Origin of the sequence: Streptomyces bathyalis (assembly GCF_015910445.1) — a bacterium.
GTDB classification, from domain to species: Bacteria; Actinomycetota; Actinomycetes; order Streptomycetales; family Streptomycetaceae; genus Streptomyces; species Streptomyces bathyalis.
On the sequence record NZ_CP048882.1, the window covers coordinates 2,411,847 to 2,427,577 of the forward strand.

17 protein-coding genes are annotated in these 15,731 nt (G+C 70.8%); 8 read left to right on the top strand and 9 right to left on the bottom strand.

Annotated elements, in window-relative coordinates:
• Positions 1 to 132: 132 nt before the first annotated feature.
• Positions 133 to 1,020, top strand: coding sequence for an alpha/beta fold hydrolase (locus G4Z16_RS10270; RefSeq protein ID WP_197350533.1), 888 nt, complete (start codon positions 133 to 135; stop codon positions 1,018 to 1,020).
• On the opposite strand, the gene G4Z16_RS10275 is transcribed toward G4Z16_RS10270, so the two are convergent.
• From G4Z16_RS10275 to G4Z16_RS10285, 3 genes are all read right to left on the bottom strand, one after another.
• A complete protein-coding gene (locus tag G4Z16_RS10275) occupies positions 1,010 to 1,903 on the bottom strand; it encodes a PHP domain-containing protein (RefSeq protein WP_197350534.1) in 894 nt (297 codons plus the stop codon). The two genes, G4Z16_RS10270 and G4Z16_RS10275, sit on opposite strands and share 11 nt — an antisense overlap.
• A gap of 128 nt (positions 1,904 to 2,031) precedes the next feature.
• Positions 2,032 to 2,670 carry a DUF6758 family protein gene (locus G4Z16_RS10280; protein WP_197350535.1) on the bottom strand — a complete coding sequence of 213 codons (639 nt, stop codon included), beginning with the start codon at positions 2,668 to 2,670 and terminating at the stop codon, positions 2,032 to 2,034.
• Positions 2,671 to 2,787: 117 nt separating this feature from the next.
• The gene (locus G4Z16_RS10285; RefSeq protein ID WP_197350536.1) at positions 2,788 to 3,375 is read right to left on the bottom strand and encodes a suppressor of fused domain protein; all 588 of its coding nucleotides are present in this window, start codon (positions 3,373 to 3,375) and stop codon (positions 2,788 to 2,790) included.
• Between the two features lie 490 nt (positions 3,376 to 3,865).
• On the opposite strand from G4Z16_RS10285, the gene G4Z16_RS10290 reads away from it, so the two are divergent.
• Both G4Z16_RS10290 and G4Z16_RS10295 read left to right on the top strand, forming a co-directional pair.
• Complete coding sequence (locus tag G4Z16_RS10290; RefSeq protein WP_197350537.1) at positions 3,866 to 4,981, top strand: magnesium and cobalt transport protein CorA; 1,116 nt, start codon at positions 3,866 to 3,868, stop codon at positions 4,979 to 4,981.
• Positions 4,982 to 5,087: 106 nt separating this feature from the next.
• On the top strand, positions 5,088 to 5,618 hold the full coding sequence (locus G4Z16_RS10295) for a hypothetical protein (protein ID WP_197350538.1): 531 nt from the start codon (positions 5,088 to 5,090) through the stop codon (positions 5,616 to 5,618).
• A gap of 44 nt (positions 5,619 to 5,662) precedes the next feature.
• Here G4Z16_RS10295 and G4Z16_RS10300 read toward each other — a convergent pair whose 3' ends face one another.
• Positions 5,663 to 6,370, bottom strand: coding sequence for a hypothetical protein (locus G4Z16_RS10300; protein WP_246530778.1), 708 nt, complete (start codon positions 6,368 to 6,370; stop codon positions 5,663 to 5,665).
• 259 nt (positions 6,371 to 6,629) lie between these two features.
• Here G4Z16_RS10300 and G4Z16_RS10305 point away from each other — a divergent pair, with 259 nt between their 5' ends.
• From G4Z16_RS10305 to G4Z16_RS10315, 3 genes are all read left to right on the top strand, one after another.
• On the top strand, positions 6,630 to 7,970 hold the full coding sequence (locus G4Z16_RS10305; protein WP_197350539.1) for a magnesium transporter MgtE N-terminal domain-containing protein: 1,341 nt from the start codon (positions 6,630 to 6,632) through the stop codon (positions 7,968 to 7,970).
• Positions 7,960 to 8,640 carry a DUF1003 domain-containing protein gene (locus G4Z16_RS10310; protein WP_197350540.1) on the top strand — a complete coding sequence of 227 codons (681 nt, stop codon included), beginning with the start codon at positions 7,960 to 7,962 and terminating at the stop codon, positions 8,638 to 8,640. Before G4Z16_RS10305 ends, G4Z16_RS10310 begins: the two co-directional genes overlap by 11 nt.
• 78 nt (positions 8,641 to 8,718) lie before the next feature.
• Positions 8,719 to 9,906 carry an Mrp/NBP35 family ATP-binding protein gene (locus G4Z16_RS10315; protein ID WP_197350541.1) on the top strand — a complete coding sequence of 396 codons (1,188 nt, stop codon included), beginning with the start codon at positions 8,719 to 8,721 and terminating at the stop codon, positions 9,904 to 9,906.
• 118 nt (positions 9,907 to 10,024) lie between these two features.
• On the opposite strand, the gene G4Z16_RS10320 is transcribed toward G4Z16_RS10315, so the two are convergent.
• The 4 genes from G4Z16_RS10320 to sigE form a co-directional block, all read right to left on the bottom strand.
• Complete coding sequence (locus G4Z16_RS10320) at positions 10,025 to 10,678, bottom strand: hypothetical protein (RefSeq protein ID WP_028434129.1); 654 nt, start codon at positions 10,676 to 10,678, stop codon at positions 10,025 to 10,027.
• Between the two features lie 217 nt (positions 10,679 to 10,895).
• Complete coding sequence (locus G4Z16_RS10325; RefSeq protein WP_197350542.1) at positions 10,896 to 11,384, bottom strand: sec-independent translocase; 489 nt, start codon at positions 11,382 to 11,384, stop codon at positions 10,896 to 10,898.
• Between the two features lie 221 nt (positions 11,385 to 11,605).
• On the bottom strand, positions 11,606 to 12,661 hold the full coding sequence (locus tag G4Z16_RS10330) for a zf-HC2 domain-containing protein (RefSeq protein ID WP_425508067.1): 1,056 nt from the start codon (positions 12,659 to 12,661) through the stop codon (positions 11,606 to 11,608).
• Entirely contained in the window at positions 12,658 to 13,431 is a 774-nt protein-coding gene (sigE, locus tag G4Z16_RS10335) for an RNA polymerase sigma factor SigE (protein ID WP_197350543.1), read from the bottom strand. Before sigE ends, G4Z16_RS10330 begins: the two co-directional genes overlap by 4 nt.
• Positions 13,432 to 13,604: 173 nt before the next feature.
• Between sigE and G4Z16_RS10340 the strand changes: the two genes are divergently transcribed.
• Positions 13,605 to 14,291 carry an O-methyltransferase gene (locus tag G4Z16_RS10340; protein WP_197350544.1) on the top strand — a complete coding sequence of 229 codons (687 nt, stop codon included), beginning with the start codon at positions 13,605 to 13,607 and terminating at the stop codon, positions 14,289 to 14,291.
• Positions 14,292 to 14,466: 175 nt separating this feature from the next.
• Here G4Z16_RS10340 and G4Z16_RS10345 read toward each other — a convergent pair whose 3' ends face one another.
• The gene (locus G4Z16_RS10345; protein WP_016469583.1) at positions 14,467 to 14,634 is read right to left on the bottom strand and encodes a DUF3117 domain-containing protein; all 168 of its coding nucleotides are present in this window, start codon (positions 14,632 to 14,634) and stop codon (positions 14,467 to 14,469) included.
• Positions 14,635 to 14,942: 308 nt separating this feature from the next.
• On the opposite strand from G4Z16_RS10345, the gene G4Z16_RS10350 reads away from it, so the two are divergent.
• Positions 14,943 to 15,731 carry an enoyl-CoA hydratase-related protein gene (locus tag G4Z16_RS10350; protein ID WP_197350545.1) on the top strand — a complete coding sequence of 263 codons (789 nt, stop codon included), beginning with the start codon at positions 14,943 to 14,945 and terminating at the stop codon, positions 15,729 to 15,731.

A 15,731-nucleotide genomic window follows, 5' to 3' on the forward strand; every position in this document is an offset into this window, starting at 1 on the left:
TGACGCATCGCGCCGAGGCCCGGCCGTCCCGATGAGGGGCGCCGGGCCTCGCGGTGTGCGCGGGCCGCTCCGGCCACGGGCGAGCACGTGCGCGGCGGTGCCCCGCGGCGGCGGTAGCGGTAGCGTCCTCGCATGAGCAAGCCGCCGTCCCTCGGGCTGCCGCCCACAGTCCGCGCGTACCGACTGCCCACGGTGCGCGGAGAGTTCGCCGTACACGACGCGGGCGAACCCCGTCTCGGTACGGCGTTGCTGCTGCCCGGTTTCACCGGCAGCAAGGAGGACTTCCTCGCCCTGCTCGACCCGCTCGCCGGCATGGGCTACCGGGTCGTCGCGGCCGACGGGCGCGGCCAGTACGAGACGGGCGGCCCGCGCGAGGAGTCCGCGTACGCGCAGCCGGAGCTCGCCCGGGACGTGCACGCCCTCACCGCGGCGCTCCGGGAGGACGGAGCCCCCGGCGTCCATCTGCTCGGGCACTCGCTGGGCGGCCTCATCGCGCGAGCCGCCGTCATGCAGGACGATTCGCCCTTCCTGTCCCTCACCCTCATGAGCAGTGGTCCCGCCGCCGTCGCCGCGTCCCAGCAGCACCGTCTGAAGATGCTGCTGGGGGCGCTCGGGGTGATGGAGATGGAGGAGATCTGGCTGGCGATGTGCGAGCTGGACCCCGTCGAGGCGGCCGATGAGGATACGCCCCCCGAAGTGGCCGCCTTCCTCCACCGCCGCTGGATGGCGAATGTGCCGGAACAACTCTCCGCCACCGCACAGCAGTTGCTCGGCGAGCCGGACAGGATCGACGAACTCACCGCCGCCCTGTCCCACCGGGCGGAGCCCCTCCCCGTGCATGTGCTCTCCGGCTCCGAGGACTACGCCTGGCCGGTGCCGCTGCTGGACGAGACCGCCCTGCGGCTGGGCGCCGCCCGCACCGTCGTGGACGGTGCGGGCCACTCGCCGAACGCCGAGCGTCCGGAGGAGACGGCCCGCGCGCTCGCGTCGTTCTGGGGCGGCTGCGGCCTCAGCCGGTGACGGAGCCGGTCGCCCGGCCGGCCCCGGCGTCCTCGCCGGACCCCGTGACGGGCGCGGCGCCGGACGCTCGGGAGACGATCTCCTCGTAGACCCCGGGATCCGTGGTGTACTCGCCCAGAACGCAGCTCTTGCGGCTGCCGTGGTAGTCGCTGGAGCCGGTGGCGAGCAGCCCGAGGTCGCCGGCGAGAACGTGCAGACGGGCCCGGGTGGCCGGTTCGTGGTCCATGTGGTCGGCCTCGATGCCGTCCAGCCCTGCGGCGGCCAGATCCGCGATCGCGCTCTCCGGTACGCACTGGCCGCGCTTGGCGGCGAGCGGATGCGCGAAGACGGCGACGCCGCCCGCCGCCTTGATCAGACGCAGCGCGTCGAACGGATCGAGCTCGTGCTTCTCCGCATACGCCCGCCCGTCGTTCGCGATCCACTCCTCTGTGAACGCGTCCGAGACGCTCGCGACGACGCCGGCCTCGACCATCGCCGTGGCGATGTGCGGGCGGCCCACCGCGCCGTCGCCCGCGATCTCCTGCACCCGCTCCCATGTCACGTCGACGCCGAGGTCCCGCAGCTTGCCGACCATGCTGCGGGCGCGCGGGACGCGGTCGTCGCGCACGAGCTCGCGCTCGCGGGCGAACTCGGGCTCGGCCGGGTCGAAGAGGTAGGCCAGCATGTGCAGGCTGACGCCGTCGAGACGGCACGAGAGCTCCGCACCGGTGACGAGGGTGAGTCCTCGGGGCAGGGCGCGCACGGCGGCCTCGTGGCCGGAGACGGTGTCGTGGTCCGTCAGCGCGACGACGTCGAGCCCGGCGGCAGCCGCTTCCCCGACGAGCTCCTCCGGGGTGTCCGTGCCGTCCGAGGCGGTGGAGTGGGTGTGCAGATCGATGCGCACGAGGAGGGCTCCAGCTGCGGGACGGCGACGTACGGCGGCAGAGTCCCAGGATAGTCGCGGCCCCGGCGCTCCCCGGGGGCCGGGCACGGGCGACGACCACGGCGGCGAAGGCGGAGAAGCGTGCGGGGTCAGGAGATGATGCGCGGCGACAGCGTGCCGCACGGCAGCAGGTCGACCTCCGCGCCGGCGTCGCGCAGATCCGTGAGGACGAGTTCGTCGTACAGCAGCAGCCCCGACTGCTCGGGCCACACGATCGCCCACAGCCACAGCCCGCGTGCCTCGCCCGCGAACACGGCCCTGTCACTCGCCGAGCCCCCCACGTGCCACAGCGGTGTGGGCCTCCCGGCGGCGAGCACCTTCACGGGCGGCGGCTTGTCGACGCACATCCCGGGTCCAGGATCAGGGCCGTCGATGCCCGCGTAGCGCGCACCGAGCCCGACACCCAACTCCTCTGCCACCAGGATGAGTTCGCCCGGACCTCCGAGCGGGCCGGGACCTGAGCAGGCCACCGCGGTCGCGCGGGCGCCGCTGCGGTCGTCGCCCGCGCAGGCGACGCCGGAGAAGAGCCAGCCCACGGGCAGCGGCCACGGCATCCAGACGGGCACCTTCGTACGGCCGACGGCCACGGCGAGAGCTTCGACGCTGGGGGGAACGACGGGCTGCAACGGGTGCACCGTGCCGTGCAGATCGCACTGCCAGGTGTCGGCGAAGAGTCCGGGCGCCCGTACCCGGCCACCGCACTTCGGGCAACTGGGTTCGCCCCTCATGTTGAACAACGGTGCTCCCCGGTGGGCCCCGCGTCAAGGACGATCACCTCGCCAAGACGGCCGGAGGAGCGCGGACGCCGTCCGTACGCCCGATTTCCGGCCGCGCGGGCCCCTCGCTCAGCCCGCCAGCGGGACGGCCTCACGCAGCGGATCACGCAGATCGGTGCCGTGCCGGAGCCAGCGCTCCTGAAGCGCCTCCGCTCCCCGTGCCCGCTTCCACGCCGCCTCGTTGGGCGTCATCGGCAGCAGCGGGAGGAAACGCACCGGCTCCAAAGGGGCGTCGAGCTCCAAGTCCTCGACCAGACCGCCCGGTTCGGCCACCAGCACGGAGGTGAACGCGGCCCCGGGCCACAGCGGCTCACCGATGTCCAGTGAGGCACCGGGCGCCACGACGACCCCTTCGACCTGCGGGGAGGCCGCGAGCACGGCGAGCGGCCGCAGCACCTTGTCGGTCTCCGCGGCTCCGGCCCGTACGGACAGCACCAGTTCGGCGCGTGGCCCTTTCTCCGGGTCGGCGAGCACCGCCGCGGGATCGGTCATGGGGGCGGCGGACATCCCGAGCGTCGCGTAACGCACGATGCCGTCGTCCAGGAACCGCAGGACCTCGATGCGTTCGGTACCGAGAAAGGTCACCGAAGCTCGCGCGTCCGGCTCGCCCAGCGCCGAACGCAGCCGTGCCTCCACCAGTTCCGCTACGACTGCCATGAAGCGAGCATAATCGCGTAAGGACGAGGCAAAGAGATGCCTCCGGCCGCTCGAACGGACACGGCACCGCCTGACCGGTGTTACCGTTGGCTGCTGGTCAGGCATGCGAATCGTCCCCCGACGGGGACCGGCCGGAGGAGGTGGGACTGACATGGATCCGAGTCGACCGTGCAGTACCAACTGCTCTTCCGTCGCAGACCCGCGCCCCCACTCCTGAGCGCCCTACTCCCCAGCCGTTTCGGCGGTGAAACCTCACGGGGAGGCTTTTTCCCGGGGCCGTTCTCCACGGGTTCCGCAAGATGCGCGGGACGGAAGAGCGCAGAGCTCGCTCCACCCCGTCCCGACAGCGAATCACCGAACGCCGTCGCGACCGGCACCGAGCGGTACCCGCTTTGCAGACCTCCGGCCGTCGAAGCACCGTGACGCATCCGTAGGTCCACATTCCGGGCAGCGCTGAGCCGGGCCGTGCGGCACCGAAAAGGAGCCCAGCATGTCGATGATCCGAGACCTGCGCGCCGCCGTCCGCCCCTCACTGCGCAAGGGCAGCCGCTCGGCTTACCCGTACGAGAACACCCGCACCGACGCGGCCGGCACCGCTGTCGTCGACTGCGCCGTCTACCGCGACGGACGGCGCGTCGACGCGAACCTGAGCCCCGACGAGGCGCTGCGCCGCGTGCGCGCCAGCGGGGGCCACGAGTTCGTGTGGATCGGTCTGCACGAGCCCACGGAGAGGGAGTTCTCCGGCATCGCCACCGAGTACGGGCTGCACCCGCTGGCCGTCGAGGACGCGGTGCAGGCGCACCAGCGCCCGAAGCTGGAGCGCTACGACGACAGCGTGTTCACCGTCTTCAAGACCATCCACTACGTGGAGCACGCCGAACTCACCGCGACCAGCGAGGTGGTGGAGACCGGCGAGGTGATGTGTTTCACAGGCCGGGACTACATCATCACGGTGCGCCACGGCGGCCAGGGCTCGCTGCGGGCCCTGCGGCACCGCATGGAGGACGACGCCGAACTGCTCTCCAAGGGCCCGTCCGTGGTGCTGCACGCGATCGCGGACCAGACGGTGGACGGCTATCTCGCGGTTGCCGACGCCGTCCAGGACGACATCGACGAGGTGGAGATCGAGGTCTTCTCGAACACCACGGGCACCGGACGGCGCGGCGGCGACGCGGGACGCATCTACCAGCTCAAGCGCGAGGTCCTGGAGTTCAAGCGGGCCGTCTCTCCGCTGCTGCGCCCGATGCAGCTGGTGAGCGAGCGGCCGATGCAGGTGATCGACCCGGAGATCCAGAAGTACTTCCGCGACGTCGCCGACCACCTGACCCGGGTCAACGAGCAGGTGCTGGCCTTCGACGACCTTCTCAACTCGATCCTCCAGGCCAACCTCGCCCAGGCGACCGTCGCGCAGAACGAGGACATGCGCAAGATCACCTCGTGGGCTGCGATCTTCGCCGTGCCGACCATGATCGCCGGCATCTACGGGATGAACTTCAAGTACATGCCTGAACTGGGCTGGAAATACGGCTATCCGACGGTGATGGCCGTCACGGTCACGATCTGCGTCGCCATCTATCGCGGTTTCAAGCGCAACGGGTGGCTCTGACGAGGGGCATCGCCGGACGGAGTTGACGCACGACGTTGACGACCGGAGGCGACAGGCGGCCACTGCACCTCCGGCCCCTCCGGCTCCGGCCCAGTAGCCTGCGCACATGACGCTGCTCGATCACGCCCTTATCGAGGAGGCCAGCAAGAAGTCCGGCCTCATCTGGGTGCGCGGCCCGGAGGGCCCTCCGCGCGCCCTGTGGCACGTGTGGCACGACGGCGCCGTCTGCATCGTCGGCGGCGGTCCGCTCGAACAGCCCCTCGACGGACTCGGGTTGAGGGACGGCGGCACGGCCACGGTCAGCGTGCGCAGCAAGGACAAGGGCGGCCGCCTGGTCGTCTGGCCTGCGCGCGTCACCGAGTTGGCGCCGCACGGCGAGCGGTGGGAGACCGTCGTCGGCGAGCTGAGGGGCAAGCGGCTCAACGCGCCCGACTTTCCCACGCTGTCCGAGCGCTGGGCGCGCGAGTGCCGGGTGCTGAGGCTGGAGCCCGCGGGTGTGCCCGTGGAGAAGCCCGGTGCCATGCCGGACGATTCGCAGGCGGCGGCTCCCCTGCCTACGCCCGCGACGACCCGACGCCGCATCCCCGTGGGCCTGCCCAGGCTGCTCTTCCGCAGGCGCCGCCAGCACGGCGCGTAACACAAGGGGAAGCCGGGTCCTGACAGGGCGCCGGGCTCGGCGGCTCAGCCCTTGTTCGCGACGATCTTCCTGCCGTAGTCCACGACTTGCTGCTTCGCGGGAGCCTGCACGTCGAACTCCTTGTTCCAGTCGTCGAGTTCGAGCGTGCCCGCACCGCCCGCGCGCTCGATGCGCAGCGGATACGGAGTGCCGTCCAGCGAGACGTCGACGATGCCGCCGCTTCCGTCGGCCCCCTGGACCCGGACCGTGCTGACGCCGCCCACCTCGCCGCGTTCGCCGCTGTCCCGCTTGCCGCTCAGCGCCAGCAGCCCGTCCAGCAGCACCTGCATGTCGGCGAAACCGCTGAGCTGCTTGTAGGCCGGGTCACCGGACGGCACCTTCACGTACTTGTCGTCGAGCTTGCCCGCCGCCTGCACATCGGACTTGGAGGGCTGCTTGCCGCCCTTCTCCTGGCGCGCCCAGAACCGCGCGTCCGCCTTGAGATACAGCTCCTTGCCGACGCGCAGCAGCCAGAACGTCGAACCGCCGTTGACGGAGACCTTGCCCATGGCTCCGTCACGCTTGAGCCGCACGTTCAGACGGTAGGTCTGGCCCTTGCTGACGACGGTCCCGGACAGCTTGACCGAGTTGGCGCTCTCGGCGGCGGCCCGTGCCTTCTTCTCGATCTTGGGCGCGGAGAGCTTGCCGACCCCGTTGGTGCCCGCGTCGGGGTCACTGCTTCCGCATGCGGCCAGCACCACTGTGAGTCCCACGCAGACGGTGCCCTTGAGGATGATGCTTCCTCGCGTGTCCCCTGCCTTCGGCAGGGAGGCCCCATAAGCGCTTCCAACCACGTCGGCAACCTCCTGGAGAACGGGCGGGGAGACGCACCTTACCGGTGCCCGGACCCGGGGGCGGACGGCAGCCGTCCGGACCATCGCGCAAGGTCCCACAAGGCCGCACCAGGCTAGGCTGAAGACGGCAAAGGGTGCGTATGCACCGGAGTACGTACGGACGAGGAGGGCCCGACCGATGGCCGCAGGCTCCTCCCGGGTCTTCGTGTCGCACCTGTCGGGCGTCGCCGTCTTCGATCCCAACGGCGACCAGGTGGGACGGGTGCGCGACGTCGTCGTGATGCTGCGCGGACAGCCCGCGGCGGAGGTCGACGGCCCGCGGCGCGACCGGCCGCCGAGCGTGCTGGGGCTCGTGGTCGAAGTGGTCAGCAGACGGCGGGTATTCCTGCCCATGACCCGTGTCACAGGTGTGGAGTCCGGCCAGGTCATCACCACGGGAGTGGTGAACATGCGCCGCTTCGAGCAGCGCCCCTCCGAGACCCTGGTCCTCGGGGAACTGCTGGACCGTCAGGTGGTGCTGGTGGAGACCGGCGAGGAGGTCACTGTCCTCGACGTCGGGATTCAGCAGCTCCCGGCACGCCGCGACTGGCAGATCGACAAGGTGTTCGTGCGGCGCGGACGCCGCGGCAAGGGCGGCGCGCTCCGGCGGCGCGGCGAGACGCTGACCGTCGAGTGGTCGGCCGTCACCGGTTTCTCCGTGACGGAGAAGGAGCAGGGCGCCGCCACGCTGCTCGCCACCTTCGAGCGCATGCGGCCCGCGGACATCGCCAACACCGTCCACCACCTCTCGGCGAAGCGCCGGGTGGAGGTCGCGGCCGCACTCGACGACGACCGGCTCGCCGACGTGCTGGAGGAACTGCCCACCGACGACCAGGTCGAGCTCCTCGACGAGCTGTCCGACGAGCGTGCCGCGGACGTACTCGAGGCTATGGACCCCGACGACGCCGCCGATCTCCTCTCCGAGCTCGCCGAGCACGACAAGGAGCGGCTGCTCCAGCTGATGCGGCCCCAGGACGCGGCCCCCGTACGGCGGTTGCTGTCGTACGAGGAGGGCACCGCCGGCAACATGATGACGACGGAGCCCATCGTGCTCCAGCCGGACGACACCGTCGCGCTGGCGCTCGCGCGGGTACGCAACGCCGACCTGTCCGCCCCACTGGCCGCGCAGGTCTTCGTCTGCCGTCCGCCCGACGAGACCCCCACGGGGAAGTACCTGGGGCTCGTCCACTTCCAGAGGCTGCTGCGGGACCCGCCGTTCACGCTCGTCGGCTCGATCGTCGACACCGATCTGCGTCCGCTGCCGCCGGAGACGACGCTGCCTGCGGTGAGCAGCTACCTCGCGACGTACAACATCGTGGCGGCGCCCGTCGTCGACGACGGCGGCCATCTGCTGGGCGCCGTCACGGTCGATGACGTCCTGGACCATCTGCTGCCGGACGACTGGCGTGAGGAGGCCGCACAGCGGCTACCCGGCGCCGGTGGACCGCGAGCGGAGGGGGTCGCACGGCATGGCGGCTGAACGGGACAGGGACCGGATCCGGGACCGCGAGAAGGCGCGCGGCCGCGACCGTGAGCGGGACCGGGGACGCGAGGGTCTCCGTGAGCGCGAGAGGGACCGGGAACGCGAAGAGGCCCGTGAACGCGAGCGGGACCGTGAGCGCAGCACGCGCGGCCGGCTGGACGTGCCGCGGGCCCCGCGGCGCCGGCTGCTGCCGGAGTACGACCCCGACGCCTTCGGGCGGCTGTCGGAGGAGATCGCGCGCTTCCTGGGCACGGGCCGGTTCATCGTCTGGATGACGTTCGTCGTCATCGTCTGGATCGCGTGGAACGTGCTGTTGCCGGCGCCGCTGCGCTTCGACGAGTACCCCTTCATCTTTCTGACCCTCGCCCTCTCGCTGCAGGCGTCGTACGCGGCGCCGCTGATCCTGCTCGCGCAGAACAGGCAGGACGACCGCGACCGGGTCAATCTGGAGCAGGACCGCAAACAGAACGAGCGCAGCATCGCCGACACCGAGTTCCTCACCCGCGAGATCGCCTCGCTCCGCATGGGCCTCGGCGAGGTGGCCACCCGCGACTGGATCCGCTCCGAACTCCAGGAACTGGTCAAGGACCTGGAGCAGACGGGGCACATGGAGCGCACCGCCGAGAGGACCGGCAGCCGTGGCGGAGGCACGCCGGACGGTGGGTGACCCGCATCACTCCCGCTCCGAGTCGCTGCGCACACCCGCGGCTTCGGGTGCCCCTCGGGACGGCCGTACCATTTGCGCATGGCTACCGACACTCCCCCAGAGTCCGTGCGGGAGGGGGATCCCTCTGCGACCCCTCCCACCGAGGACGCAGTTCGTGCCGCGCTCGCGACCGTCGACGACCCTGAGATCCACCGGCCGATCACCGACCTCGGCATGGTGAAGTCCATCGGTATCGCGGCCGACGGCGCCGTCGACGTCGGGATCTATCTGACGGTTTCCGGCTGCCCGCTGCGCGAGACGATCACCTCCAACGTGACCGAGGCGGTCCAGGGTGTCGAGGGCGTCACACGCGTCTCCGTCGAGCTCGACGTGATGAGCGACGAGCAGCGCCGTGAGCTGGCCTCCTCCCTGCGAGGCGGCAAGGCCGAACGTGAAGTGCCCTTCGCCCAGCCCAGTTCGCTGACCCGCGTCTACTGCGTGGCCTCCGGCAAGGGCGGCGTGGGCAAGTCGTCGGTGACCGTCAACCTGGCCGCCGCGCTCGCCGCCGAGGGCCAGAAGGTCGGCGTGGTCGATGCGGACATCTACGGACATTCCGTACCGCGGATGCTCGGCACCGACGGCCGGCCGACGCAGGTCGAGGACATGATCATGCCGCCGTCCGCACACGGGGTGAAGGTCATCTCGATCGGCATGTTCACGCCCGGCAACTCCCCCGTGGTGTGGCGGGGCCCGATGCTCCACCGCGCACTCCAGCAGTTCCTCGCGGACGTCTTCTGGGGCGACCTCGACGTGCTGCTGCTCGACCTGCCGCCCGGCACGGGCGACATCGCCATCTCCGTCGCCCAGCTCGTGCCCAACGCCGAGATCCTGGTCGTGACGACTCCGCAGCAGGCCGCCGCGGAGGTCGCGGAGCGCGCCGGTTCCATCGCGGTGCAGACGCACCAGAAGATCATCGGCGTCATCGAGAACATGTCGGGCATGCCCTGCCCGCACTGCGACGAGATGGTCGACGTCTTCGGCACCGGCGGCGGCCGGCGCGTCGCCCAGGGGCTCACCAAGACGACCGGCACCGACGTGCCGGTGCTGGGTGCCATCCCCATCGACCTGCGGCTGCGCGAGGGCGGCGACGAGGGCAAGCCGGTCGTGCTCAGCGACCCCGACTCGCCCGCCGGTTCGGAACTGCGCGCGGTGGCCTCGAAGATCGCCGCACGTCAGCGGGGGCTTTCGGGCATGTCGCTGGGTCTGACGCCGACCAACAAGTTCTGACGACGCGGCAGGCGGCCGTCACCATGCTCGGCCGCGGGGTTTCGGCCGGCAGACGCACGCGTGAGGGGTGCTCCCGGGACGGGGGCACCCCTCACGCGTTCGATGTCGTGCGCTTCGGTCACTGCTGGTAGCTGGTGATGTCCTTCACGACGGCGAAGCCCAGCCCGTAGGCGCTCATCCCACGCCCGTACGCACCGATGTGCACGCCTTCCTGTGCCGCACCGGCGAGCACCCACCCGTACTCCGACTCGCGGTAGTGGAAGTCGGTCGGGACTCCGTCCACCGGCAGTGTCAGCGTGGACCATCCGGCACCGCCGAGATCGTCGGCGAGCTCCCACGCCACACTCGTCTGCTGGTCGAGCCAGTCCTGACGCAGGCCGCGCTCCATCTCCTGGGGCCATGTGCAGGACAGCAGCCCCGAGCCCGCGAGCCACGCGGCCGTGGACACGGATGTCGCCTCCAGCACTCCGGTGCCGTCCGCGCTGCGCCGCACAGGGCGGCTCGCGACCGTGACGGTGACCGCGAAGCGCTGATTGTCCGGATTGGCCTCCACCTTGAGTGAGGGCACCTCGCCGTGCCCCGTCGAACCGTGTTCGACGGTGCCGTCCGCCGTCGTGCCGACCTGCATCAGCCAGCGTGGTCCACTGAAAGCCTCGTCGAGGCCGTACCACGGGAAGGAAGCCGTCAGAAACCCGTCCACAGCCCGCTCATCACCGGTTTCCTCCGGTGCGGCGGGCCCGGGTTCACCGGCCACCGTACTCGTCGTCTCCATCTTCCGACGCCTCCTCAATGCCCTGTGCCACGGGCAGCCTGCCCCCCTCGGACGGCGAACCCCGGACACTGGGAGGATAGCCACCTGCGTCCGCCGTTTCGGGCATGACCAATCAACGGCCCTTCTTCAGGGACGTGAGATGCGCCTCTCAGGTGACCCGCATGAGGCAGATGATGCGGGCGGTGAGCGAAGTGCCCGGCTATGTGACCCGAAAGACTCAGGTCGCGTCGGCGTCGAACGGCGGCGGTTCATCCTTCGGGCGCTCCCGCCGGCTCTCCTTGCTGAGCGGGTCGGAGGCGTCCAGGTCCGTGGCCGCGCCGCCCTTGCTCAGGCTCGTACGGCTTCCGCCGCCGCTGCTCCTGCCGCGCGCACCGACGCTCTCGGTGCCGTTGACCGCGTCTGTGACGTCGGCCATGTCGTCACGGAAGTCCAGGCTGCTGCGGATCTCCTTGAGGCCCAGGTCGTCGCCGTCGAGCAGGTGCTTGCGGGCGAAGGTCTTCGGATTCAGATCCTGGAAGTCGAAGTCCTTGAACTCGGGCCCCAGCTCGGAGCGGATGTCGTCCCTGGCGTTGTCGGAGAACTGGCGCACCTTCCGGATGAAACCGGCCACGTCCTGGATCACCTTCGGCAGTTTCTCGGGACCGAAGACGAGGACCGCGAGGATGACGAGCGCGACCAGCTCTAGGGGTCCTATGTCGAAGAACACCTTGCAGCTCCCTCATCCTCATGCGTTCGCGGGCGGTGGTGGGCCCTGTCTCACGGTACCCGCAGTGCGGGTCACGGTGGGAGCCCGCCTCGGCATCCGCACGAACGGAGCCGGGAGTGCGGCCGATTCCCGTGGAACCGCAATTCACCCTTTCCCAGCGGGACTTCGGCCCTTTCGGCCACCTCGGCCGAGCGGGACGGGACTGTGCGGCTGCCGTTCGCTCAGCGCTGCTGCGGAGCCGCCGTGGTGACCGGGTCGGTCGCACCCTCGCGGCCCTGGCGGATCGCGCCGCCCGGGAACGTGTCCGCGGGAAGCCCCGCATACGCCTCGGCGCCGTATCCATGGGGGCCCAGCGCCCCGGAGGCCCGGGCGGGCCACATCGTCCCGGAGGAGAAGTAGGCCTCGCGCAGCAGCGGACGAGGGCCGGCGCCGACGCGCTCACCCTCCTCCGGCGGCGCCGTGGGCGCCGCCCAGGGAGCGCCTCGCTGGAATCCCGCGCCGCGCCCCGCCTTGAGTGCCGCACCACTGCTGTCACCGGAGGTCGCGGTCGCGCTCAAGACCGTGCCGCTCACTGCGCTGTGCGCCGCGCTCGCGTCCCGGCGGCGGCGCTCGCGGTCGCTGCTGCCGCCCGAGGAGGCCGTACGTACGGAGCTGGCAGCGGCCGTGCCGCTGTCGCCCTTGGCGATGGAGGGGCCACTGCCGGCCGTGCTGGAGCCCACGCCGCCCGCGAGGGCGAGGGCCGCCAGCGAGACCGCGCCTGCCGCCGCGAAGGCGAAGCGGCGGCCACGCGAGGAGAGCCGCTCCATCTCGTGTATCCGGAAGCCGCGGCTGGGCGTGAGGGCGCTGCCGCCCCGGCCGCCGCGAAGCTGCTCGAGGGCCCACAGGGCGCCGCCGGACTCGGCACGTGTCATCTGCGCGGCCGTGCCGGAGAGGCCGCCGGCGGATTTGCCTCCGCCGATGCCGCCGGAACCCGACGGCAGCCCGTCGTCCGGGCCGTCGCCGGGCCCGCAGGCAGGCAAGCCCTGGAGCCGCGCCAGCAGACCGTCCGAAGGGGGCGGGGGCGCGGTGTCCGCGAAGACGTTCTTCACGCGGCGCTGCGCGTCGGCCTCCGCCTTGCAGCCGCCGCAGGTCGCCAGGTGCGACAGCACACGTTCGCGTGCGTCATGCCCGAGCTCGCCGTCGATCAACGCCGCGAGACGGTCACCGAGATGCAGCTCGGCCGGAGTGAGGTCTCTCTCCGGCTGCGGAGCTCTGCCACCCATGCCTGCGCCACTCACGCGGCACCTACCTCCCCACTCCCTACGGCGGGAGCGGCTGCACTCAGGGAACGCTGCTGCTCCGCGCGTGCCTCGGGCGAACGGTGCTGCAGAGCCTTGCGCAGCTGCGAACGCCCCCGGTGGATGCGGCTGCGCACGGTGCCCAGCTTCACGCCGAGCGTGGCAGCGATCTCCTCGTACGAAAGTCCCTCGATGTCGCAGAGCACCACGGCGGCACGGAACTCCGGCGCCAGAGTGTCAAGCGCCTGCTGGACGTCGGCGTCGAAGTGGGTGTCGTTGAAGTGCTGCTGCGGCGTCGGCTCACGGCTGGGAAGGCGCTCTGCGGCGTCCTCGGCGAGCGCGTCGAAGCGGATGCGCTGCTTGCGGCGCACCGTGTCGAGGAAGAGGTTCGTGGTGATGCGGTGCAGCCAGCCCTCGAACGTGCCGGGCGTGTACGTGGACAGGGAACGGAAGACGCGGACGAAGACCTCCTGAGTGAGATCTTCGGCGTCGTGCTGGTTACCGGTCAGGCGGTAGGCGAGGCGGTAGACGCGCGCACTGTGCGTGCTGACGATCTCCTCCCAGGAAGGAGGGGTCCACGCCTGGTTCTCCGCATCGGTGTCGAACGTCGCCGTCGTCGCGGATTCGGCGGGGCGGACCTGGTCAGCGGTGTCTGTCACGGATTTCGGCTCGTCCGCCGACCTGCGAAAACGCCGGAGCATTCCACGGTCCCGGACAGCAGCCGCACCTCCCCTGTCGGCTCTGGTGGTGTCCAGTGGAATCCCAACCATAACCACCTCGCCCGTTAGCTCCGGATAAGCACTTTTGACCGGCTCACCGTTCAGCCGTTCTTTCTGCTTCACAGTCGTCGATCGCAATTCCACGACACCCCCCTCGCACCTTCCAACTGATTTCAACGCTCGGTCCCATCAGCGGGTTCCCGGGGCAACGGATACAGTCACCGTTGCGTGGAGGACGGGGACAGGAGAGGGCCATTACCGGCAACCGGCAGTCGAGCTGGGCGTTCGCCGATGCCTACGGCGCCGAGCTCGTCGACGACGCCGAGAACGCGGCGCTGCGCTGGGCCCGTGAGCGGGCTCAGCAGGCGGGCGTGCGCGCGGTGTCCCCCGCCACCGGTGCCACGCTGCGTCTGCTGGCCGCTGCCGCGGGTGCCAAGGCGGTGGCCGAGATCGGCACCGGGACCGGCGTCTCCGGCATCCATCTGATGGCCGGGATGCGGCAGGACGGCGTTCTCACGACGGTGGACACCGACCCCGAGCAGCAGCAGTTCGCGCGGCAGGCCTTCCGTGCCGCCGGCTTCGCCGGGAACCGGGCGCGGTTCATTCCGGGCTCCGCCCTCGACGTGCTGCCGCGCCTCGCCGACCGCGGCTACGACCTGGTCTTCTGCGACGGGGACCGCTCGGAGTGCCTGGAGTACTTCGCCGAGGCGCTGCGTCTGCTGCGGCCCGGCGGCCTCGTCTGCTTCGAAGGCGTCTTCGCCAACGGCCGCACCGTCGACTCCAGCGCCCAGCCCGCCGAGGTGCGCAAGCTGCGCGAACTGCTCGGCGCCGTACGGGAGAGCACCGAGCTCGTGCCGTCGCTGCTGCCCGTGGGAGACGGACTGCTCTGCGCGGTCAAGCGCGAGCAGTGACCGCGCGGGGCCGCTGCTCCCGCGGCTGCCGGCACACCTCGTTGCCCCCGAGTCATGAGCCGGTGCACCACGGATGGAACACATCTGCCCCGGAGCACGATGCGTGCTCCGGGGCAGTGGAGAACCCACTGATGGCTCGCTCGGTCCGCGCGTGCGGGCCGCCCGCTGCCGGGCGTCAGCCGCAGACTTTCTTGAGCTCCTCACCGAGCGCAGTCGCCTCATCCGGGGTCAGCTCGACGACGAGTCGCCCACCGCCTTCGAGCGGAACGCGCATGACGATGCCCCGCCCCTCCTTGGTCACCTCGAGCGGGCCGTCACCCGTCCGCGGCTTCATGGCCGCCATGCTCGTTCCCCTTCCTGAAACCAGCTGATCGCAGCCGACAACGAGCGTGTCACCGGCATCGAACACATTGCTTCAGAACCATTATCCCGCATGGCAGGACCCGATGACCAACAAGAGGTCGCACTACTTGTGACTCGCTCTTACCCAAAACCACTCATTCCGCCGACGAAGCTGCGATACTGCTCCGCTTCACCTCGTGATGCCCCGCCCGAAAGCCTCATCGACGGGCCCGTTCCACAACCTTTGGCGGCAGGGAAGCGCCGAGGGACGCCCTGTCGGCGCCCGATGATCTGAGCCATGCTTGCCCCATGTCGGACACCGTGCTCTATGACGTGACCGAGGGTCTCGCGACGGTCACCCTCAACCGCCCTGATGCGATGAACGCGCTCAACAACGAGCTGAAATCGGCACTGCGCGACACCCTCCGCAAGGCCGCCGAGGACGAGGACGTCAGGGCCGTACTCCTCACCGGGAACGGACGCGCGTTCTGCGTGGGCCAGGATCTGAAGGAACACATCGGCGCTCTGCAGGAGGGCGGGGGCAACGCCCTCAGCACGGTCGAAGACCATTACAACCCCATCACGCTCGCCATCGCGGGGATGCCGAAGCCGGTCGTGGTGGCCGTCAACGGGGTCGCCGCGGGCGCGGGCGCCGGGTTCGCCTTCGCAGCCGACTACCGCCTGCTCGCCGAGTCCGCGGCCTTCAACACCTCCTTCGCCGGGATCGCGCTGACCGCCGACTCGGGGATCTCCTGGACGCTGCCCCGCCTCGTCGGTCCCGGGCGGGCGGCCGACCTGCTGCTCTTCCCGCGGAGCGTGCGCTCCGGTGAAGCGCTCGAACTCGGCCTGGCGCACAGGGTCGTGCCGGACGGCGAACTCGCCGAGCAGGCCGGGACTGTGGCACGCGAGCTGGCCCAGGGGCCGACCCGCGCATACGCGGCCATCAAGGAGTCGCTGGCCTTCGGCGCAGGGCACTCGCTGGCCGAGACGCTGGAGAAGGAGGCCGAACTCCAGGTGCGCGCCGGGGCCTCGAAGGACCACCAGGCCGCGGTCGAGGCGTTCGTGAAGAAGGAGAAGCCGCGCTTCACCGGGCAGTGA